Origin of the sequence: Chelativorans xinjiangensis (assembly GCF_009812055.1) — a bacterium.
Taxonomy (GTDB): domain Bacteria; phylum Pseudomonadota; class Alphaproteobacteria; order Rhizobiales; family Rhizobiaceae; genus Chelativorans; species Chelativorans xinjiangense.
Map to the genome: position 1 here is coordinate 1 of NZ_WQNH01000024.1, position 20,162 is coordinate 20,162.

At 67.1% G+C, this 20,162-nt stretch carries 17 protein-coding genes and 1 pseudogene; 11 read left to right on the plus strand and 7 right to left on the minus strand.

Features of this window, described 5'->3' with window-relative positions; translation table 11 throughout:
* Together GM910_RS15345 and GM910_RS15350 are read left to right on the plus strand one after the other, a co-directional pair.
* Window positions 1-596 (plus strand): annotated as a pseudogene (locus GM910_RS15345) (DNA polymerase III subunit gamma/tau); the annotation flags it as partial.
* A gap of 18 nt (window positions 597-614) precedes the next feature.
* Window positions 615-938 carry a YbaB/EbfC family nucleoid-associated protein gene (locus tag GM910_RS15350; protein ID WP_159588720.1) on the plus strand — a complete coding sequence of 108 codons (324 nt, stop codon included), beginning with the start codon at window positions 615-617 and terminating at the stop codon, window positions 936-938.
* A gap of 4 nt (window positions 939-942) precedes the next feature.
* On the opposite strand, the gene GM910_RS15355 is transcribed toward GM910_RS15350, so the two are convergent.
* On the minus strand, window positions 943-1,446 hold the full coding sequence (locus GM910_RS15355) for a GNAT family N-acetyltransferase (RefSeq protein ID WP_159588722.1): 504 nt from the start codon (window positions 1,444-1,446) through the stop codon (window positions 943-945).
* A gap of 96 nt (window positions 1,447-1,542) precedes the next feature.
* Between GM910_RS15355 and recR the strand changes: the two genes are divergently transcribed.
* From recR to GM910_RS15370, 3 genes are all read left to right on the plus strand, one after another.
* Window positions 1,543-2,148: a recombination mediator RecR gene (recR, locus tag GM910_RS15360; RefSeq protein ID WP_159588724.1), complete on the plus strand. Its 606-nt coding sequence runs from the start codon at window positions 1,543-1,545 to the stop codon at window positions 2,146-2,148.
* Window positions 2,149-2,368: 220 nt separating this feature from the next.
* Window positions 2,369-3,586 carry a lytic murein transglycosylase gene (locus GM910_RS15365; protein ID WP_425482690.1) on the plus strand — a complete coding sequence of 406 codons (1,218 nt, stop codon included), beginning with the start codon at window positions 2,369-2,371 and terminating at the stop codon, window positions 3,584-3,586.
* 90 nt (window positions 3,587-3,676) lie between these two features.
* Window positions 3,677-4,075, plus strand: coding sequence for a Kazal-type serine protease inhibitor domain-containing protein (locus GM910_RS15370; RefSeq protein ID WP_159588726.1), 399 nt, complete (start codon window positions 3,677-3,679; stop codon window positions 4,073-4,075).
* Here GM910_RS15370 and GM910_RS15375 read toward each other — a convergent pair.
* Together GM910_RS15375 and lepA are read right to left on the minus strand one after the other, a co-directional pair.
* Window positions 4,045-4,539 (minus strand): hypothetical protein, encoded by a 495-nt coding sequence (locus tag GM910_RS15375; RefSeq protein WP_159588728.1) that lies wholly within the window; start codon window positions 4,537-4,539, stop codon window positions 4,045-4,047. The two genes, GM910_RS15370 and GM910_RS15375, sit on opposite strands and share 31 nt — an antisense overlap.
* 779 nt (window positions 4,540-5,318) lie before the next feature.
* On the minus strand, window positions 5,319-7,127 hold the full coding sequence (gene lepA / locus GM910_RS15380; RefSeq protein WP_159588730.1) for a translation elongation factor 4: 1,809 nt from the start codon (window positions 7,125-7,127) through the stop codon (window positions 5,319-5,321).
* Between the two features lie 199 nt (window positions 7,128-7,326).
* Between lepA and GM910_RS27735 the strand changes: the two genes are divergently transcribed.
* Entirely contained in the window at window positions 7,327-8,985 is a 1,659-nt protein-coding gene (locus GM910_RS27735; protein ID WP_343032990.1) for a hybrid sensor histidine kinase/response regulator, read from the plus strand.
* A complete protein-coding gene (locus GM910_RS27740) occupies window positions 8,954-9,763 on the plus strand; it encodes a response regulator (RefSeq protein WP_343032991.1) in 810 nt (269 codons plus the stop codon). Before GM910_RS27735 ends, GM910_RS27740 begins: the two co-directional genes overlap by 32 nt.
* Window positions 9,764-9,832: 69 nt before the next feature.
* On the opposite strand, the gene GM910_RS15390 is transcribed toward GM910_RS27740, so the two are convergent.
* The 4 genes from GM910_RS15390 to GM910_RS15405 all read right to left on the minus strand — a co-directional run bounded on the left by GM910_RS15390 (window position 9,833) and on the right by GM910_RS15405 (window position 13,290).
* Complete coding sequence (locus GM910_RS15390) at window positions 9,833-11,257, minus strand: alanine/glycine:cation symporter family protein (RefSeq protein ID WP_159588732.1); 1,425 nt, start codon at window positions 11,255-11,257, stop codon at window positions 9,833-9,835.
* Between the two features lie 134 nt (window positions 11,258-11,391).
* Window positions 11,392-12,207 carry a C40 family peptidase gene (locus tag GM910_RS15395; RefSeq protein WP_159588734.1) on the minus strand — a complete coding sequence of 272 codons (816 nt, stop codon included), beginning with the start codon at window positions 12,205-12,207 and terminating at the stop codon, window positions 11,392-11,394.
* 320 nt (window positions 12,208-12,527) lie between these two features.
* Window positions 12,528-13,013: a bacterioferritin gene (gene bfr / locus GM910_RS15400; protein WP_159588736.1), complete on the minus strand. Its 486-nt coding sequence runs from the start codon at window positions 13,011-13,013 to the stop codon at window positions 12,528-12,530.
* Window positions 12,979-13,290 carry a (2Fe-2S)-binding protein gene (locus tag GM910_RS15405; RefSeq protein ID WP_159588738.1) on the minus strand — a complete coding sequence of 104 codons (312 nt, stop codon included), beginning with the start codon at window positions 13,288-13,290 and terminating at the stop codon, window positions 12,979-12,981. Before GM910_RS15405 ends, bfr begins: the two co-directional genes overlap by 35 nt.
* A gap of 455 nt (window positions 13,291-13,745) precedes the next feature.
* Between GM910_RS15405 and GM910_RS15410 the strand changes: the two genes are divergently transcribed.
* The 4 genes from GM910_RS15410 to hrpB all read left to right on the plus strand — a co-directional run bounded on the left by GM910_RS15410 (window position 13,746) and on the right by hrpB (window position 19,986).
* Window positions 13,746-14,966 carry an ABC transporter substrate-binding protein gene (locus tag GM910_RS15410; protein ID WP_159588740.1) on the plus strand — a complete coding sequence of 407 codons (1,221 nt, stop codon included), beginning with the start codon at window positions 13,746-13,748 and terminating at the stop codon, window positions 14,964-14,966.
* A 238-nt stretch (window positions 14,967-15,204) separates the two neighbouring features.
* Window positions 15,205-16,881 (plus strand): ABC transporter permease, encoded by a 1,677-nt coding sequence (locus tag GM910_RS15415; protein ID WP_159588742.1) that lies wholly within the window; start codon window positions 15,205-15,207, stop codon window positions 16,879-16,881.
* A gap of 10 nt (window positions 16,882-16,891) precedes the next feature.
* Window positions 16,892-17,533 (plus strand): ATP-binding cassette domain-containing protein, encoded by a 642-nt coding sequence (locus GM910_RS15420; protein WP_159588744.1) that lies wholly within the window; start codon window positions 16,892-16,894, stop codon window positions 17,531-17,533.
* Window positions 17,530-19,986 carry an ATP-dependent helicase HrpB gene (gene hrpB / locus GM910_RS15425; protein WP_159588746.1) on the plus strand — a complete coding sequence of 819 codons (2,457 nt, stop codon included), beginning with the start codon at window positions 17,530-17,532 and terminating at the stop codon, window positions 19,984-19,986. The genes GM910_RS15420 and hrpB overlap by 4 nt, the downstream gene beginning before the upstream one ends.
* Window positions 19,987-20,162: the final 176 nt, after the last annotated feature.

Below are 20,162 nucleotides of genomic sequence, written 5' to 3' on the forward strand. Positions count from 1 at the left end.
CCGCTGCCCCGGCCGCCGCACCCGCAGGCAACGGCGGCGCGCAGGCGGTCGCCTCCGCACGCATGCCGGCAGGCGGCGGCGGGCAGACCATGCGGCTGGTGCGCGAGGCCCCGCGGGAAGAGGAGGCGCCCGCACCCGCGGCAGCCCCCGACCCCGAACCGGAGACGGTTCCGCTGACGTCGCTGGCCGACATCGCGGAGCTGGCGGAGGCCAACCGCGACATGGCCTTCAAGGTGCAGTTCAAGCGCTGCGTCCGTCTCGTGCGCATCGAGCCGGGAAGGCTTGCCGTCAACCTGACGGAGGACGCGCCGAAGACGCTTTTGAACGACCTGACGAACCGCCTGCAGAAATGGACCGGCCGACGCTGGATCGTCTCGCTGTCGCGCGAGGCGGGCGGCAAGACGCTGGCCGAGGAGGAGAGCGGCCGCCGTGAAACCGCGCTCGCCGACGCGCGCGCCGACCCGGCCGTGGCCGCCATCCTGCAAAGCTTTCCCGGTGCGCGCATCCTGGATGTGCGCATTCCCGACGCGGTGGCGGAAGAGGCGGCCGGCGATGCCGTGCCGCCCGAGCCGGACGCCGAAGACGATGATATCTAAGCGCGATTGGAGACGAACATGCGCGACCTGATGGGCATGATGAGCAAGGCCAAGGAAATGCAGGCCAAATTCCAGGCCATGCAGGAAGAGATCGCCACAATGGAGGCCGAGGGCCAATCCGGCGGCGGCGCCGTCAAGGTGGTGCTCTCGGGCCGCTTCGAGATGAAGAAGCTCCATATCGACCCCTCGCTCTTCAAGGAGGACGACGTGGAGATCCTCGAGGATCTGATCCTGGCCGCCCACAACGACGCCAAGGCGAAGGTCGAAACTGAGATGAAGAAGAAGACCGAGGAGATGACGGCCGGCCTGCCGATCCCACCGGGAATGAAGCTGCCCTTTTGAGATGTCAGGGGATTTCCCGCTCCATCTCGACCGCCGGGAGGGCGATACCAGGGGCGAACTCGACCTCGATGCGGCGGATGCGCCGGAAGCCGACCGAGGCATAGAACCTTTCCGCCGGGAGGGTGGACTGGCTCTTGATGAGGCGTGTGCCGGCAGCGGCCGCCTCGGCGAGGCAGCGCTCGACGAGCAGCCGGGCGATACCCTTGCGCAGATGTGCGGGATGGGTGGCGAAATGGCGGATATGCGCCACGCCCTCCTCGATCCCGCCGGTGCCGGGCTTCTCCATCGTCCAGCCGCCGCAGCCGGCCGGTTCGCCGTCGGCCACGACGACGAAATAGGTGCCGCTTGCAAGCAGCTTCGGGTTCGCCCGCGACATGATCGGGAGGGCCTTTGCAAGCTTCTCCGGCTCGTAGGAGCCGTCGGCGAGCGTGGCGTAGGCAGCGGCGATGAGGTCCGACAACATGTCGAGGTCGCCGGGCGTGGCGACACGGATGGCGATATCGGCCATGGCGGGCGTCTCCTCGGCGTTTGGAGCCGTCCGGCAGCATAGCCAACGGCGGTGCAGGCGCTACCCAATTCTTTCGTTCCCGGTTAAACCGTCCTCATGTCGAAGCGAATCGCCGGCCCCGAGATCGAACGCCTGATACAGCTCCTGGCCAAGGTGCCGGGGCTGGGGCCGCGCTCGGCCAGGCGGGCGGCACTGCACCTGATCAAGAAGAAGGAACAGCTCTTCGCGCCGCTTTCGGCGGCGATGAGCGAGGCGCTGGAGAAGGTGCGGGTGTGCTCGGTCTGCGGCAACGTGGATACCGCCGACCCCTGCTCCATCTGCACCGACCCGCGGCGCGATGCGGCGACGCTGATCGTGGTGGAGGACGTTGCCGACCTCTGGGCGCTGGAGCGCGCGGCGGCGATGAACGTGCGCTACCACGTGCTGGGCGGCACGCTGTCGCCGCTCGACGGCGTCGGGCCGGACGACCTCAACATCGCCGGGCTGGTGAATCGCGTGGCCGAGGGCGGCATCGCCGAGATCATCCTCGCCGTCAACGCCACCGTCGAGGGGCAGACGACCGCCCATTACATCACCGACCAGATGGCCGATATGGGGGTGAAGGTGACGCGTCTGGCGCACGGCGTGCCGGTGGGCGGGGAGCTCGACTATCTCGACGAGGGCACGCTTGCCGCGGCGCTGAAATCGCGCACGGTGTTTTGACGTTCGGAGGGAGAAGCAGGAATTGAAAAGTCTCGCCCCTTCGCGCCCCCCTCTGCCCTGCCGGGCATCTCCCCCACAAGGGGGGAGATTGCGCCGGCCGCTTTTGCCGGCGCTCTCTTTGCCGCGGTGGTGGTTGGCGAAACCAGTCGTGACGGCAAATCTCCCCCCTTGTGGGGGAGATGCCCGGCAGGGCAGAGGGGGGCAACGTAAGGCGCCGATCCTGGCCGTGGTGCTGGTCATATTTTCATTCCTCCTCACCCCCGTTCCCGCCGCCGCACAGAACGTCTCCAACCTCTTCGCCCAATGGCTTCAGGCCGACCTGTGGCCGGAGGCCCGCGCGCGCGGCATCTCGCCCGCCACCTTCAATGCCGCGTTCGCCGGCGTGACGCCCAATCTGAAGCTGCCGGACCTGGTGATGCCGGGCGAGAGCGCGCCGCGGGCCACCGCGCAGCACCAGGCCGAATTCCGCGCGCCGTCGGCCTATTTCGACCATATCGGCGGCGTGGTTTCGGGCGGCAGGCGGCTGGCCGGCCAGCATGCGGCGACGCTTGCGGCGATCGAGAAGCGCTTTGGGGTGCCGCGCGGCATCGTGCTGGCGATCTGGGGGCGCGAATCGGGCTTCGGCGCCGCCAAGATCCCGCACAATGCCTTCGAGGTGCTGGGCACCAAGGCTTTTCTCGCCACGCGCAAGGAGATGTTCCGCGAGGAGGTGCTGGCGGCACTGGAAATGGTGGAAAAGCGGGGCGTGGGGCCGCAGACGATGCGCTCGTCCTGGGCCGGCGCCATGGGGCAGCCGCAGTTCCTGCCGTCCTCCTACCTGAAATACGCGGTCGATTTCGACGGCGACGGGCGGGCCGACATCTGGAACTCGGTGCCCGACACGCTTGCCTCCATCGCCAATTACCTTGCAAGCCACGGCTGGGTGCGCGGGCGCGACTGGGGCTTCGAGGTGACGGTGCCACAGGGCATCTCCTGCGCCGAGGAGGGGCCGGACCGGGGCCGGCGCATCGCCGACTGGGCGGCGGCGGGGATCGCCCGCGTGGGCGGCAAGGCCTTTCCAGCGCACGAGATTGAGGGCGAGGGCTATCTGATGATGCCGGCGGGCCGGCTCGGGCCGGCCTTCATCGTCACGCCGAACTTTTACCGGCTGAAGGATTATAACGAGAGCGATCTCTACGCGCTCTTCGTCGGCCATGCGGGCGACCGCATCATGTATGGGGACATGGCCTTTGCCGCCGGGTGGAGCCGCGTCGACGGCTTGAGCCGTGCCGATATCGCCGCCATGCAGCGGGCGCTGGAGCGGCAAGGGCACGATGTCGGCGGCGCCGACGGGCTTGCCGGCTTCAAGACGCGGCGCTCCATCGGCCGGTGGCAGGCGAAGGCGGGCCGGGCCGCCACCTGCTTTCCCGATAGAGACCTGGCGCGGCAACTCGGGTAAGCTGCCGCGGTAGCCGGGCGGGGGCATCGCGTACTGTATTTTTTTAAGCAGTATTCGGGTTTTCAGGCAGTATCCAAAGGAGGGTCTCCCGTGAATCGCTTCAAACCGCTCGCAGGCCTTGGCGTCATCGCCTTTGCCGGCGTCATCCTGTCCGCCTGCACCGTCGTCGTCGAAGAGGGGACCGAGCGCCCGCGCCCGCCGCGCCCGCAAATCTGCACCCAGGAATACGCACCCGTCTGCGCCCGCCGCGGCGAGCGCCAGCGCACCTTCCCCAACGCCTGCTTCGCGCGGGCCGATGGCTTCGAACCGGTGTATCGGGGCGAATGCCGGCAGCAGTCCATCCGGCCGCCCCGGCCCGACCGGCCGCAATTCTGCACCAGGGAATACGCACCCGTCTGCGCCCGGCGCGGCAACCGCCTGCGCACGTTCGGCAATGCCTGCGAGGCGGAGGCCGCCGATTACCGCATCCTGGGGCGTGGCGAGTGCTGAGGTGAGCCAGGCGGGGCACCCCGCCGGGGCCGCCTGCCTTTTCCCGGGGGGTGCGGGCTGGCCTTTCTCGGTGGGCGCCGTCCCTTCATGCGCTCGAGCTCGTGCCTGATCTCGTCACGCAGCGGCTCGATGATCTCCGGGTCGAGCGGCACGCAGGGCGGGATCAGGGGTTTCAGCGGGAAGCTCCAGTCGTCCTCCGGGCGGCGGCCGAGGCAATCGCGGTTGCGGCGGCACTTGCCGATGCGGCAGGTGTGGTGGGAGCCGAGCTTCGCGCAGAGCGCCTGGAACAGCCGCAGATAGATGCCGAGCTTGTCGTAATGCTCGGCGCGGTCGCGCTCGAAGATCGCGTGTTGCTCGTCGGTGCGCCAGGCGGCGCGCTCCATCGGCGGCACCTTGAAAAGGGGATACCAGTTATACGCGCCTTCGACCGGGTTCCTTTCGTGGGGGTTTTCGGGTCCGTCCATCGCGGCTTCCTTTCCTTCGTGTTTCGGGTCCTTCGTGTTTCGGGAGATTGCGGGCACGCGCTTTTCCTTCCCGCCGGTGGGCCGGCGGGTGGGCGGCAGTTTGGGGAGACGGGCGGCCTTCGTGTCGCCAGTCAAATTTTTTTTCGCGACCCTCGGGCCGCCCGTCCGGCGTTCTTAAGTCTCCGCCCGTTCCGCTTCCACGAAGCCGGATCCGGAAGGCTTTGAGCCTTCCACGACAGGGCGCTCCCGCGCCCCCGTCTTTCCGGCTCCCCTTTAAAGTGCACCGTCCGGCACGCGCCGCCCGTAGTGGCGGCAGGGGAACCCTTGGGCGGAGCCTCCCCGGGCCGACCGCCACGTTAGCGGCCCGCCGGAGGCGCCGGCCCACCCTCGCAAGACCGCCGTCGCGACCTGCGTCCCCGCGGGATGAGCAGGGACAGGATAGTGCCGGGTTTGGGGAGGGGGGATAAAATGGGGGTGAAAAAATTTGGGAGTTGAGGTGGATCAATGGGTTGGAGGGAAGGAGGGGTGGATTTTATCCACGGCGTGTGAGGGTTGTGCGCTCGATTATGAGGGGTTGGCGAGGAACAGGCAGGGTGGGTGCCAAGCGCCCTCGTGGTTCGACAGGCTCACCATGAGGGCTACTGGGATGCCCGGGCTTTTCTAACGCTTGAGCAGTTCGCCAAAGTGTTTGCACCCTGCTCTGCTGTGGCGGCGAGCGCTACGCTTCAGTAGCCCTCATGGTGAGCCTGTCGAACCACGAGGGCGCTTGGCGCCATCCCTCAATCCCCCATCTTCAGCGCCTGGATGAACGCCTCCTGGGGGATGTCGACCTTGCCGAACTGGCGCATCTTCTTCTTGCCCTCTTTCTGCTTGTCGAGGAGCTTGCGCTTGCGGGTGACGTCGCCGCCGTAGCATTTGGCGGTCACGTCCTTTCTCAGCGCCGAGATGGTTTCGCGGGCGATGACCTTGCCGCCGATTGCCGCCTGGATGGGGATCTTGAACAGGTGGTGCGGGATCAGCTCCTTCAGCTTCTCGCACATGGCGCGGCCGCGGCGATCGGCCTGGGAGCGGTGGACCAGCATGGACAGGGCGTCGACGGGCTCCTCGTTGACGAGGATCGACATCTTGACGAGGTCGCCCTCGCGGTAGTCGGTGAGGTGATAATCGAAGGAGGCGTAGCCGCGGCTGATCGACTTCAGGCGGTCGTAGAAGTCGAACACGACTTCGTTGAGCGGCAGGTCGTAGACCAGCATGGCGCGGCTGCCGGCGTAGGAAAGGTCGGCCTGGATGCCGCGGCGGTCCTGGCAGAGCTTCAGGATGGAGCCCAGATACTCGTCGGGGGTCATGATCGTGGCGCGGATCCACGGCTCCTCGATCGAGGCGATCTTCATGACGTCCGGCATGTCGGCCGGGTTGTGCAGCTCGATCTGCGAGCCGTCGGTCAGGTTTATCCGGTAGACGACGCTGGGCGCGGTGGCGATCAAGTCGAGGTCGAACTCGCGGGTGAGCCGCTCCTGGATGATCTCCAGGTGGAGGAGGCCCAGGAAGCCGCAACGGAAGCCGAAGCCGAGGGCGGCGGAGGTTTCCATCTCGTAGGAGAAGCTGGCGTCGTTGAGGCGCAGCTTGCCGACGGCGGCGCGCAGATCTTCGAAATCGGCCGCGTCCACGGGGAAGAGGCCGCAGAAGACGACGGGTTGGGCGGGCTTGAAGCCCGGCAGGGCCTTTTGCGTGGGGCGGCGGTCGTCGGTGATGGTGTCGCCGACGCGGGTGTCGGCCACCTCCTTGATGGAGGCGGTGATGAAGCCGATCTCGCCGGGGCCGAGGGCATCGACCATGACCATCTTCGGGGTGATGACGCCGACACGGTCGATCGGGTATTTCGCGCCGGTGCCCATCATGCGGACGATCTGGCCCTTTTTCAGGACGCCGTCGATGATGCGGACGAGCACGATGACGCCGAGATAGGCGTCGTACCATGAATCGACGAGGAGGGCCTTGAGCGGGGCTTCGGCGTCGCCTTCGCGTGGTGGGGGGAGGCGGGTGACGATGGCCTCCAGCACCTTGTCGACGCCGAGGCCGGTCTTGGCGGAGATCATCACGGCGTTGGAGGCGTCGAGGCCGATGACGTCCTCGATCTGCTGGCGGATGCGCTCGGGATCGGCGGCGGGAAGGTCCACCTTGTTGAGGACGGGGACGATCTCGTGGTCGTTGTCGAGCGCCTGGTAGACGTTGGCGAGCGTCTGGGCTTCGACCCCTTGAGAGGCGTCGACGACGAGGAGGGAGCCTTCGCAGGCGGCGAGAGAGCGCGAGACCTCGTAGGCGAAGTCGACATGGCCGGGGGTGTCGATGAGGTTGAGGACGTAGTGCTGGCCGTCCCTGGCGTTGTATTCGAGGCGCACGGTGTTGGCCTTGATGGTGATGCCGCGCTCGCGCTCGATGTCCATGGCGTCGAGCACCTGCTCCTTCATCTCACGCTCTTCGAGCGAGCCGGTCATCTGGATGAGCCGGTCGGCGAGCGTCGACTTGCCGTGGTCGATGTGGGCGACGATGGAGAAGTTGCGAATACGGGAAAGGGGCGTGTCTGTCATGGCCGCGCGTATAGAGATATGCGGCGGCGAAGGGAAGCCTATGATTTTCACCCGCAGGGCGGCGATGGTGGCGGCGAAGGGTGCAACCCTCCTCAACCCAGCATAGGCGCTTAACCGAAACTTCACGTTATGCGCACATTTTCCCGCCCGGCGGCTTGCGCCAGGGAGATGGCGCCGGGTCGCGCATTGGGGGATATCGATGCTCGATCTTTTCGGCCTTAAGGCCGGCAGCGGCGTGCAGCCGATTTCGGCCGAAAGCCTCGTGTATGTGGCGATAGCGGCGGGTGCGCTGGCGGTACTGTGCCTGCTGGGGGTGGAGATCCGGCGCCTCAAGCGGCATGAGCCGGCGGCCGAGGACGGCGATCCCTCGCAAACGATCGACAAGGCGGTGCGCGGCCTGCGCCTGCGCTATTTCATCGTGATGGGGGTGCTGATCGTCCCGGCGGTGGCCTTCATCGTGGCGGCGCACTACGTCAATGCGCGGTTTTCCAACGCAACCGCGATGGCGGTGCTGGTGGCCGAAGCTTCCGAGACGGCGGAACGGGCCTCGCGCACGGCCATCGCCATGGCCGGCGAGCGCGGCGACGACGTTGCCTGGGCGGAGAAGGCCCTGGAGGTGAGCGCCGACCGGCTCGACCGCGTGATCGGCCGGATGACGATGCTGTGGGGGCAGCTCGACGACCGTCTCAAGGCCGACCTCATGGCACCGACGCCCTATGGGGAGATGGAGCCCGTGGCGCTGCTGCGGCAATTCCATGACCAGCTTACCGCGGCGGCGGCGGGCGGGGCGCAGGAGCGCGCGTCCGCTGGCAAACTGCTCGACGGGACGATCGGCTACCTGGTGCAGCCGGCGCTGGGAGAACTGTCCGAGGCGCTGCGCGCGTTCAACCGCCGGCTGGCCGGCCAGGTGAAGGTGACCATCAATGCGATTGCCGTGGCGCTGGCGGCATTTGCGGCGGCGATCCTCGTTTTCATCTTCCTGCCGATGGACCGCTCCATCCGCCACGCGCTGGCGCGGCTGAAGACGGCAATCGAGGGTGCGAAGGCGGCGGACAAGGCGAAATCGGAGTTCCTGGCCAATATGAGCCATGAGATCAGGACGCCGATGAACGGCGTGCTCGGGATGGCGGAACTGATGGCGGCGACCGAACTCGACACGCGGCAGCGCACCTATAACGACGTGATCATGAAGTCCGGAGACCAGCTCCTGACCATCATCAACGACATCCTGGATTACTCCAAGATCGAGGCGGGCCACGCCAAGATCGACGCTGCCCCTTTCGATCTGGCCGAGGCGGTGGAGGACGTGGCCACACTGGTGGCGGCGCGCGCCTCGGAGAAGAACCTCGAGCTGATCGTGCGCATCGACCCCGAACTGCCGCGCTGGGTGGAAGGGGATGTCGGGCGCATCCGGCAGGTGCTGACCAACCTTGCCGGCAACGCGGTGAAGTTCACCGAGCGGGGGCATGTGCTCATCGAAGTGTCGCGCGAGGGCGGGGAGGCGCTGTTTTCGGTGAGCGATACGGGGATCGGCATTCCCGAGGACAAGGTCGCCAGCGTGTTCGAGAAGTTCAGCCAGGCCGATGCCTCCTCGACCCGGCGCCACGAGGGCACGGGACTGGGCCTTGCCATCGCCGCCAGGCTGGTGGAGCTGATGGGCGGGACGATCGGCGTGGAAAGCCGGCCGGGGGATGGGTCCAGATTTCATTTCCGCGTCCCGCTTCCAGCGTGCGAGGGGCCGCGCGAAGAGGCGGAACCGGAGACGGCGGCCGCCGAGGGCGGGCGGCATCCTCATCGTCGACGACAACGCGATCAACCGGCGCATCCTGACCGAGCAGACGCGCAACTGGGGCTTTGATTCCTGCGCGGTGGAGAGCGGCGAGCTGGCGCTTGCCTTCCTGGCCGAGGCGGAGCGGCTGGGAGCGGCGGTCGACCTCGTCATCCTCGATTACCAGATGCCGGGGATGAACGGCGCCGAGATGCTGCGCCGCCTGCGGCGGACGGGCGCGCGCACCGGCGTCATCCTCCTGACCTCGGTGGACGACATGCTGGCGCTGCGCGAACTGAAGGCCGCCGGGGCGCAGGCGATCCTGACAAAGCCGGCACGTTCCACACTGTTGCGCGAGACCATATCCGAAGTGCGCGCCAAGGCACGGCGCACGATGCGGGCGGAACAGCCGGCGCCGGAGGCAAAAGGCGCCGTGCCGGCGGCGCGGGCCGAGGTGGTGCCGGACGGGGAGATCGACATCCTGGTGGCCGAGGACAACGAGGTGAACCAGCTCGTCCTGCGCCAGATCCTCGACGGCACGGGGCGGCGCTATATGGTTGCGGAGAACGGGCGCGAGGCGCTGGCGCTGTGGCGCAGCCGCCATCCGGCGCTGATCATCATGGACGTTTCCATGCCGGAGATGAACGGGCTCGAGGCGACGGAAGCGATCCGCCGGGCGGAGGCGGAAGAGGGGCTTCGGCGCACGCCCATCGTCGGCCTGACGGCACATGCGCTGGAGGGCGACCGGGAGCGCTGCCTGAAGGCCGGTATGGACGACTATATGACGAAGCCGGTCTCGCCGGCGCGGCTGGAGGCCAAGGTGGACGAATGGCTACCGGCGGCGGGCGTGGCTTTGGGAGCGGGATGAGGGCGCCCCTCCCCCGATGAGGCAGGGGCCGCCCGAAGGCCGCCCCTGCCCGTTGCCGTCACGCCGGCATCATTTGCCGTGCTGCCAGGCCGTGGGGTCGATATCCAGATCCGCGAACTTCTCGGGTACCAGCACCGGCCTCTCGACGCCGGCTTTCAGCTGCTCGCGGAAATCGCGCAGGATGCGCATGGCGACGGGGAAGAGCATCATGATCGCAACGAGGTTCACCAGCGCCAGAATGCCCATCAACGGATCGGAGAAGAAGAAGACAGCCGTTGCGCCCGGCGCCGTGGCGCCGAGGAAGACGATACCCATGACCGCTATGCGCAGCACGTGCAGCGACAACGGGTTCGCGGTCATCACGGCCATGGCGTTCTCGCCCAGGTAGTAGTTGTACATGATCGAGCTGAAGGCGAAGAGCAGGAGCGCGAGGGTCAGGAAGTACTGCGACCAATCCCCCATATGCGAGACGAGCGACTGCTGTGTGAGCACCACCCCGTCGATATCGGTAACGCCCGGTACATAGACATCGCTGAGGAGGATGATGAACGCGGTGCACGAGCAGATGAGGATCGTGTCGATAAAGACCGAGAAGGACTGGGTGATGCCCTGGCTGATCGGGTGGCGCACATGGGCCGTCGCCGCCACGTTCGGTGCCGAGCCCAGCCCCGCCTCGTTGGAGAAGAGGCCACGCCGCAGGCCCTGGGCGATCGCCGCCCCCATGCCGCCGCCGACGACCTCTTCGAGCCCGAAGGCGTTGGTGAGGATCGTCCACAGGACGCCGGGGATCGAGGTGATGTTGAGCACGATGACGATCAATGCCATCGCGATATAGCCAAGCGCCATGATCGGAACGACCACATCGGCCGCTTTGGCGATGCGCCGGATACCGCCGTAGACGATAAATCCCGTGATCGCAGTAAGCGCGAAAGCGGTCCAGATCCGATCGATCCCGAGGCTATCCTTTGCCGCGCCGGCGAAGGTGTTGCCCTGAAACGCGTTGAAGCCCAAGGCGAAAGCGGCGATCAGGCAGATCGCATAGATCACGGCGAGCCAGCGGTACTCCTTGCCCAGCCCGAACAGTATGTAGCTTGCGGGGCCGCCGCGATAGGTCCCGTCCCCTACCGAGCGCTTGAATAGCTGCGCCAGGGAGCATTCGACGAGGCTGGTGGCCATGCCGACGAGGGCGATCGCCCACATCCAGAACACGGCACCGGGCCCACCCAGCGCTATGGCCACCGCGACGCCGGCAACATTGCCCCCGCCGACACGGCCGCCGACCGACACCAAGAGCGCCTCACGGGCACTGATTGCATTGGGATCGGCGCTCTGGTTCTTCGACGACAGAACCCGGAACATCCGTCCGAAATACTCAAGCTGGACGAAGCGGGTCATCAACGTGATGAACACGCCGAATACCACTAGAATGGGGACGAGCGCCCAGCCCCACGTCAAATCTTCAATCAGGCCGAAGAAGCCTCTGACAATATCCATTATTCCCTCCTGTAATGCGTCAATAAATTCAGTATATTACTATTTCCCGCGGCGCATCTGCGTTGAACCGGCACCGAAGAAGGCATGGAAGGCGAGCGGTGCGAAGGCGAACGCCAGCGCCGCATGGTTCTCCATCAGCCGGGCTCCTTTCCGGCTTCAACCCTGGCCTCGGCTTCCTTCTCGGCCCATTGCAGCGACTTGTAGTCGAAGCCGAAGGCGAGTGTCGGCTTGACGATCTGGAAATAGGGGGAGAGGTCGAAATCGCGCGGCGTGAAGAGCGAGTGGTGGCGGATCTGCAGGATTTCCCGTCTTGAATAGGTGGACTCGGCGGACGCCTGGCCCGGCATATGCACGACCCGGGGCAGGATGGGATAGGCGACCGACTGGAAGGCCTGGGCGATCAGCGAGGAGCAGATGGCACGGGTGGGATCGCCCGAGCCGAGTGCAATCAGCCGGCGGCGCCAGCGCACGGGGACCGGCGGCGCGGGCAGGAAATAGCGCAGGAGATCGAGGACGTTGCGCATATCGTATTTCAGGCCCAGCCGCCCCATCATGAACGTGACGATGGCGTCGCGGTCGTCCGGTGTCAGCCCGCTGGGGCGGCAGATGCGAGTGTTGTAGGTCCGGTATTTGGACAAGGGCACGGCCACGCAGCCGTCACCCAAATTGACCTCGATGAGGCGCGGGCGCTCGCTCCCGTCGGCAGGCTCCGGCAAGGCGTCGCCGACGAAGAGGGCGGAATGACTCCAGGTGGACTGGGTGAGGTACTTGATCGCGGCGGAGAGACGCTGGTTTCCCTCGACCAGGAGGATGTCGCCGGGTTGCAGGGTGCGGTGAAGGGTTTCCGGGTCGGACGGGGTGTAGGGCTGGTAGCCGGACGACTCCCGCTGGAGGCGCCTTGCCAGAAAATGCCCGAGACGGTCGAGCAGGCTGTTGGTGATATCGCTCATACGTTTTCCGATGGGCGGGCCGTGCCGCAGGAATCAAGGTTCTGCCGCAGCTTTCCGCATCGCGGCATGGCTGGCAAGGCCTGAGGGATGTGTCCAATGAGACCGGAGATGTCTGCGCCCCTTCGCGCCCCCCTCTGTCCTGCCGGACATCTCCCCCGCGAGGGGGGAGATTGGCCGCCCGCCCGCTCAGGCGCTTCTTCAGCAACGTCGCCGGTTGGCGAAAGTCACCGTGACAGCCAATCTCCCCCTCGTGGGGGAGATGTCTGGCCCTTCGACAAAGCTCAGGACAGAGGGGGCGCGAAGGGGCGCCAGCTTAGCCCCTACTCCGCCTCCTCCGCGGAGCCGGCGTTGAGCTGGCCGTATTTGGCCTCGCCGATCGTTTCGAGAAGCTGGAGCTGGGTCTCCAGGAAGTCGATGTGGCCTTCCTCATCGGCCAAAAGCTCCTCGAAGAGCTTCATGGAGATGTAGTCGCCCTGCTTGTTGCAGATCTCGCGCGATTCCTTGTAGGACTTGCGGGCGTCGTATTCGCCGGCAAGGTCTGCCTCCAGAACTTCCTTGACGTTCTGGCCGATGCGCAAGGGGGCTATCGTCTGCAGGTTGGGGTGGCCTTCGAGGAAGATGATGCGCTGAACCAGCTTGTCGGCGTGGTGCATCTCCTCGATGGATTCGGCACGTTCCTTCTGGGCGAGCTTGGTGTAGCCCCAGTCTTCCAGAAGGCGGTAATGAACCCAGTATTGGTTGACAGCGCCGAGCTCGAGAAACAGGGCCTCGTTAAGCCGCTCGATAACCTTTTTGTCGCCTTTCACTGAACTTGCTCCCGAATTTCTCGCGCAAGGCGCGCACACGATCCAAATATGTCACGATCTCCGCATCGCCACCATCGGCGTTGCGGTGATAATCCTCGGTTACCCGAATGATCGTTTCCACCACATTTGGAAAGCAGCCGCAACAGCGGCCGCGCTGCGCCATCGCGTGATAGACCTTGGCGGGAACGATGAGCTGCCACGGATCCTCATCGAGCATCGCGACGATGGTCGCCTCGATTTCCTTCTGGGTGATGAGGTTGCAGTGACAGACGAGCATGGCTTCCGCGACTGGTCTTAAGGAGCAAGCTCCGAAGCCCACGCCCTTCGACCGGCCTTGAAACCTTTTGGGGAAATGCCCGCGGCAGGCGCCGTAGGAGGGCGGGAGCGGGCCCTTGTCGGCGTCCGACCAGCATGGCGTTCTCCAATGGGGCGGGTTCAAGGCCCGAACATCAAAGGAACGCATCCTTCGGATGGCGTGCATAAAAACGCGACCGCCGGGGCGCTGTCAATATAAACCTGACAATGCGTGTCATGCTTGGGCTATGGTGGCGAAAATGTCGCAGGGCCGCGGGAGATGGCCTCACGGCGAAGTGAGTGGGGCGCGAGCGCGGCGGCATTGATTTGCCGGTGCGGGCGGTGCTCAATCGCCGCGACACTTTGTTTTGTCGCAATTCCGGACGGAAAACCGGTTTCCACTTTTCCTGGAATTGCTCTGATCGGGAAGGAACCGCCTTGCTGACGCGGATCGTTGCAGCCACGCTTTTCGCCCTTGCGGCCCTTTCGGCGCGCGCGGAGGATGTGCATCCCTCGGATTGGCAGGGGGTGCTCGATGGGGCACGCGGCCAGACGGTTTACTTCAACGCCTGGGGCGGGGCGGAGAACATCAACGCCTATATCGAATGGGCGGCGGGCGAGCTTGAGAAGCGCTACGGCGTGCGGCTCGTGCATGTGAAGCTGGAGGATACGGCCAATGCCGTGGCCACTGTGGTGGCCGAGAAGGCGGCGGGCCGCGATACGGGCGGATCCGTGGACCTTGTGTGGATCAACGGCGAAAACTTTGCCGCGATGAAGGAACGTGGGCTTTTGTTCTCGCCTGGCTGGGCGGAGGCGCTGCCCAGCTGGCGCTACGTGGACCACGAGAACAAGCCGACGATCCTGACCGACTTCACCATTCCGGTGGAAGGGATGGCGAGCCCCTGGGGGATGGCGAAGCTGGTATTCTTCTACGATTCGGCGCGTACGGACGAGGGTACGTTGCCGCAGGACGCGGACGGGCTGCTTGAATGGGCAAAGGCGCATCCGGGGCGGTTTTCCTATCCGCAACCGCCGGACTTCATCGGCTCGTCGCTCCTGAAGCAGGTGCTTCTGGAGAAGGTGGAGGATCCTTCCGTGCTGCAGGAGCCGGTGGTGGAGAAGACGTTCGAGGAGGTGGCGGCGCCTCTGTTTGCCTATCTCGACGCCCTGCACCCGGTGGCCTGGCGAAGCGGCCGCATCTTCCCGCAGAACTATCCGGCCATGAAGCAGCTTCTCGCCGACGGCGAACTTGACATCGTCTTCGCCTTCAACCCGGCGGAGGCGTCGAGCACGATTGCCGACGGGGAACTGCCGGACACCGTGCGCTCCTTCACCTTCCCCGGCGGAACGTTGGCCAACACGCATTTCGTCGCCATTCCCTACAACGCCTCGGCCAAGGCGGGGGCGCTGGTGACGGCGGATTTCCTCCTGTCGCCGGAGGCGCAGGCTAAGAAGCAGGACCCGGCCGTGTGGGGCGACCCGACGGTGCTGGCGCTGGACAAGCTGGACGAAGAGGCACGGGCGCGGTTCGAAGCGATCGAACTGGGCGCGGCGACGCTGGGTCCGGACGAACTCGGCCCGGCGCTCCCCGAGCCGCATCCAAGCTGGATGGAGCGCATCGAGGAGGAATGGAAGCGGCGCTACACGGCGGGGAACTGAGGAAGGTGGGGGGCGGCCTTCTCCCCCCTTGCGGGAGGGCTATCGCCTATGAGTCATTTTTGCCGGCTTTGCCGGAACCCCCACCCCTCACCCCTCCCCTCAAGGGGGAGGGGGGCGCCGACGCCTCAGAACCCCCCTCCCCCTTGAGGGGAGGGGTGAGGGGTGGGGGTCCAATCAAGGACTCAGAATCCATATGCCATAGCCCTGCCCCTTGCGGGGAGGGAAAGGCGCGGCATCCATGCTGACGCGTCTTGGGCCGCTCATCACCATTCTACTTCTCACCGGCCCTATCGCCTTCGGGCTCGCGGGAACGGTTCTGCCGGCCTTCGGTTTCCTGCCGGTGCTGGGCGGGATGGAGCTTACGCTTCATCATTTCCGCACGCTTTTCTCGCAGCCGGCTATCCTGACCTCCGTGGCGATCAGCCTGACGGCGGGGCTGGTGACGGCGCTTTTTTCGCTCGGCGTCGTCGTGCTGTTCGTGGCCGGCTGGGCGGGGACGCGGCTTTTCGGTCGGGTGCAGCATCTCGTTTCGCCGCTTCTGTCGCTGCCGCACGCGGCGGCGGCGTTTGCGCTGGCTTTCCTCATCGCGCCGTCCGGCATGCTGGTGCGGCTCGTCTCGCCGGAACTGACGGGCTGGGAGCGGCCGCCGGACCTGCTCGTCGTGCATGATCCGATGGGGCTTTTCATGATGGCGGGGCTCATCGTCAAGGAGATCCCGTTCCTGCTCCTGGTGACGCTTGCGGCGCTGCCGCAGGTGCGGCTGAAGGAGACGCGGATGCTGGCCGCCTCCATGGGCTACGGGCGGGTGGCGGGTTTCCTTTTGGGCCTGTGGCCAGCGGTCTACCGGCAGATCCGGCTGCCCGTCTTCGCCGTCATCGCCTTTGCCACGTCGGTCGTCGACGTGGCGCTCATCCTTGGGCCGATGCGCCCGTCGCCACTGGCCGTGCGGCTGGTGGAATGGATGAACGATCCCGACCTTTCCATGCGCTATCTCGCCTCCGCGGGGGCGCTCTTGCAGCTCGGGGTGACGGCGGCCGCGCTCGGCCTGTGGATGGGGCTGGAGCGGGTCGGGCGCATCATGTGCATCGTCGGGGTGGAGGTGGGCGTGAGGCTGCGGCGCGATGCGCTGCTGCGCGGCGCAGCACTTTTGGCCATGGGGCTTGCGGCGGGCGCCGTGTTCGCGGGGCTTGCCACGCTGGCGCTTTGGTCGTTCGCCGGGCTGTGGCAGTTTCCCGACGCGCTGCCGGCGTCCTTCACGCTGAAGAGCTGGATGCGGGCGCTGCCGCGCATTGCCGCGCCGCTCTACACCACGCTTTTGGCGGGCTTGCTTGCGACGCTCATCGCCGGGCTGCTGGCCATTCTGTGCCTGATGCGGGAGGAGGAGACCGGGCGCAGGCCGCGGCGAGCCTTGATGCTGCTCTATCTGCCGCTTCTGGTGCCGCAGGTGGCCTTCGTCTTCGGGCTGCAGCTCTTCCTCGTCTACGCGGACCTGCTGGCCACGCTGCCGGCGCTGGTGCTGGCGCATCTCGTCTTCGTGATGCCTTACGCCTATCTGGCGCTCAAGGACCCGTGGTACGCCTTCGACCGGCGCTATAACCAGGTGGCGGCGGGTTTCGGCAAGGGGCGGTGGCGGCGCTTCGCGCTGGTGCGCCTGCCAATGATGACGCGGGCTGTGTTTGCCATGGGGGCTATCGGCTTCGCGGTCTCGGTGGGGCTCTACCTGCCGACGGTTCTGGTGGGTGCCGGAAGGCTGACCACCATCACGTCGGAGGCGGTGGCACTGGCCTCGGGCGGGGACCGGCGCATCGTCGGCGTCTATGCTTTCTGGCAGATGCTTTTGCCGATGCTCGGCTTTGGCGTTGCCACCCTCGTGCCGGCGCTGATATTCCGGCGCTTCCGCGGCATGCAGGTTTGAGAGAGGCGCATTGACGAAAAAAGGGCTTTTTCTCGAAGGCGTGACGATCGCGCTTGAGGGGCGCGTGCTCGTCTCGCTCACCTGCCGTGTGGCACCGGGGGAGGTGCTGACGGTCATGGGGCCTTCGGGGGCCGGCAAATCGAGCCTGCTTGCCTATCTCGGCGGCTTTCTCGAGCCGGCGTTTACGGCGCGGGGGCGCGCGCTGGTGGACGGGGTGGAGATCACCGCGCTGCCGGCGGAGGAGCGGCATGTGGGAATTCTGTTTCAGGATCCCCTGCTCTTCCCGCATATGAGTGTGGCCGGCAACCTGATGTTCGCCCTGCCCGAGAGCGTGAAAGGGCGGGCGGAGCGCTTGCGGCACGCCGAGACCGCACTTGCCGGGGTGGAGATGGCCGGCATGGGAGACCGCGACCCGGCGACGCTTTCGGGCGGCCAGAAGGCGCGGGTGGCGCTGGCGCGGGTGCTGGTCTCGGAGCCGCGCATGCTTCTGCTCGACGAACCGTTCTCCAAGCTCGACATGGAGCTTCGGCAGCAGATGCGCATGCTGGTGTTTTCCAAGGCGCGCGAAAGCGGCCTGCCGGTGCTGCTCGTCACCCACGACGAGGCGGACGCGAAAGCGGCGGGCGGCGAGATCGTGCGGATCGGCGAATGAGTGCGCGGACCCTGCCCGACCTGCCCGTCACGGAGGTGCTGCCGAGGTTGCGGGAGGCGCTTGAGGCACAGGGCAAAGCCGTGCTGGTGGCGCCGCCGGGGGCGGGCAAGACGACGCTGGTGCCGCTGACGCTTCTCGACGAGGTGTGGAGCCAGGGCGGGCGCATCGTGCTTCTGGAGCCAAGACGGCTTGCGGCGCGGGCGGCGGCGCGGCGCATGGCCTCACTCCTCGGCGAGGAGCCGGGCGGCAGGGTGGGCTATGCCATGCGCATGGAGCGCAAGGTCTCGGCGCGGACACGCATCCTGGTCGCCACCGAGGGGGTGATGGCGCGGATGATCATTGACGATCCGGGGCTCGAAGGGGTCTCGGCGGTGATATTCGACGAGTTTCACGAGCGCTCGCTGGACGGGGATTTCGCGCTGGCGCTGGCGCTCGACGTGAAGGGGGCGCTGCGGCCGGATTTGCGGCTTCTCGTCATGTCGGCGACCCTGGACGGGGCGCGGGTGGCCGAGCTTATGGACGGAGCGCCGGTCCTGGAGAGCGCGGGGCGCAGCTTTCCCGTCGAAATACGCTATGCGGAGCGGGCGCCGGACAGGGCGATGGAAGACGCCGTGGCGGGCGCGGTGCGGCAGCTTGTGGCGGACGGCGCCGGCGGCGTGCTTGCCTTCCTGCCGGGCCAGCGCGAGATCGCGCGCACGCAGGAAGCGCTTGCCGGCCACTTGCCGGAGGCGGTCGATCTTGCGCCGCTGCATGGCGGCCTCGACGGCAAGGCGCAGGACGCGGCCATTCGGCCGGCACCAAAGGGGCGGCGCAAGGTCGTGCTGGCGACGGCGATCGCCGAGACCTCGGTCACCATCGACGGCGTGACGGCGGTGGTGGACAGCGGGCTTTCCCGCCTGCCGAGATACGAGCCGGATACGGGGCTGACGCGGCTTGAGACGGTGCGCGTCTCCCGCGCTTCGGCCGACCAGCGGGCCGGCCGCGCGGGGCGCACCGCGCCGGGCCTGGCGCTGCGGTTGTGGCGCAAGGAACAGACCGCGGCGCTGCCTGCCTTCACGCCGCCGGAGATATTGGAGGCCGACCTTTCCGGCCTGCTGCTCGACTGCGCCGCCTTCGGCGTTACCGATCCGGAAAGCCTCGCCTTTCTCGATCCGCCGCCGCAAGCTGCGCTCAACGAGGCGCGCGCGCTTTTGCGCACGTTGGGGGCGCTCGATGCGGCGGGAAGGCTGACGGAGGACGGGGCGGCGATGCGCCGGCTCGCCCTGCCGGTGCGGCTGGCGCATATGGTGACGGTGGCGGCCAGGAAAAGCCAGGCATTGGCCGCGGCGCGGCTGGCCGTCATCCTCTCCGAGCGCGGGCTGGGCGGCAACAGCGTCGATCTCGACGAGCGGCTTTCGCGCTTCGCTACCGAGCGCGGTCAGCGGGCGCAGGCGGCACGGGGGCTGGCCGAGCGGCTGGCGCAGGCGGCGGGCGGCGGGCAGCAGGACGCGGAGAGCGCGGCGGGGCCTCTGCTTCTTCATGCCTGGCCGGACCGGGTGGCCAAGGCGCGCGGTGAATACGGGCGTTTCGTATTGGCCAACGGGCGCGGGGGCAGGCTCGACCCCGCCGAGCGGCTGGCGCGCGAGCCGTTCCTCGTGGTGGCCGACCTCAAGGGCCAGGCGCGCAATGCCCGCATCGCCGCGGCGGCGGTGGTGAGCGAGGAGGAGACGGTTGCCGGCCTCGGCCATCGCGTCGAGGTGCAGGTGGAGACGCTGTTCGACCGCGAGAAGGGCGTGGTGCGACAGCGCGAGACGCGGCGTCTCGGCGCCATCGTGCTTGGCGAGAGGGCCTTGCCGGCGCCAAGGGGCGAGGCGGCGGACCGGGCCATTCTCGATGCGGTGCATGCGCATGGGCTCGGCATTCTGCCCTGGAACAGGGAGGCAGAGGCGCTGAGGGCGCGGCTTGCCTTCCTGCGGGCCACGAAGGGGGCGCCTTGGCCGGATGTGGAGGATGAGGCGCTGATGGCGCGGCTGGAGGAATGGCTTTTGCCTTTCCTGAAGGGCGAGGCGGCGCTTTCCGCCATCTCCGGGCGGGCGCTCGGCGAGGGGCTGATGGCACTGGTGCCCTACGACTTGCAGCGGCGGGTGGAGGCCGAGGCGCCGAGCCACTTCACCGCGCCGACGGGGAGCCGGCTTCCCATCCGCTACGAGAGCGCAGAAGCCGTGCTGGCCGTGCGGGTGCAGGAGCTTTTCGGGCTGACCGAGCATCCGACGACGGGCGGCGTTCCGCTGACGCTGGAGCTTCTGTCGCCGGCGCAGCGGCCGATCCAGAAGACCCGGGATCTTCCAGGGTTCTGGCGTGGCTCGTGGGCGGATGTGCGGGCGGAGATGCGCGGGCGGTATCCGAAGCATGTATGGCCGGAAGACCCGGCGGCGGCAGCGGCCACGAAGCGGGCGAAGCCGCGGGGGAGGTAGGGGGAGCGCGACGTATCCGGCTCCCCTCCCCCTTGCGGGGAGGGGTAAGGGGTGGGGGTCGTGGCGACGGGCGCCGGCGTCTCCCTGGTGGGGCCTGGGTTGGGGTAATCGCCAACGACGGCACACGAGCGCGGCCACCCCCCCTTTACCCCTCCCCGCAAGGGGGAGGGGAGCCG

What these genes read in the sequence shown, in the direction of transcription:
- GM910_RS15350 (WP_159588720.1), top strand. Translation starts at nt 615, where the DNA reads ATGCGCGACCTGATGGGCATGATGAGCAAGGCCAAGGAAATGCAGGCC.
- GM910_RS15355 (WP_159588722.1), bottom strand. Translation starts at nt 1,446, where the DNA reads ATGGCCGATATCGCCATCCGTGTCGCCACGCCCGGCGACCTCGACATG.
- recR (WP_159588724.1), top strand. Translation starts at nt 1,543, where the DNA reads ATGTCGAAGCGAATCGCCGGCCCCGAGATCGAACGCCTGATACAGCTC.
- GM910_RS15375 (WP_159588728.1), bottom strand. Translation starts at nt 4,539, where the DNA reads ATGGACGGACCCGAAAACCCCCACGAAAGGAACCCGGTCGAAGGCGCG.
- lepA (WP_159588730.1), bottom strand. Translation starts at nt 7,127, where the DNA reads ATGACAGACACGCCCCTTTCCCGTATTCGCAACTTCTCCATCGTCGCC.
- GM910_RS27735 (WP_343032990.1), top strand. Translation starts at nt 7,327, where the DNA reads ATGCTCGATCTTTTCGGCCTTAAGGCCGGCAGCGGCGTGCAGCCGATT.
- GM910_RS15390 (WP_159588732.1), bottom strand. Translation starts at nt 11,257, where the DNA reads ATGGATATTGTCAGAGGCTTCTTCGGCCTGATTGAAGATTTGACGTGG.
- GM910_RS15395 (WP_159588734.1), bottom strand. Translation starts at nt 12,207, where the DNA reads ATGAGCGATATCACCAACAGCCTGCTCGACCGTCTCGGGCATTTTCTG.
- GM910_RS15405 (WP_159588738.1), bottom strand. Translation starts at nt 13,290, where the DNA reads ATGCTCGTCTGTCACTGCAACCTCATCACCCAGAAGGAAATCGAGGCG.
- GM910_RS15415 (WP_159588742.1), top strand. Translation starts at nt 15,205, where the DNA reads ATGCTGACGCGTCTTGGGCCGCTCATCACCATTCTACTTCTCACCGGC.
- hrpB (WP_159588746.1), top strand. Translation starts at nt 17,530, where the DNA reads ATGAGTGCGCGGACCCTGCCCGACCTGCCCGTCACGGAGGTGCTGCCG.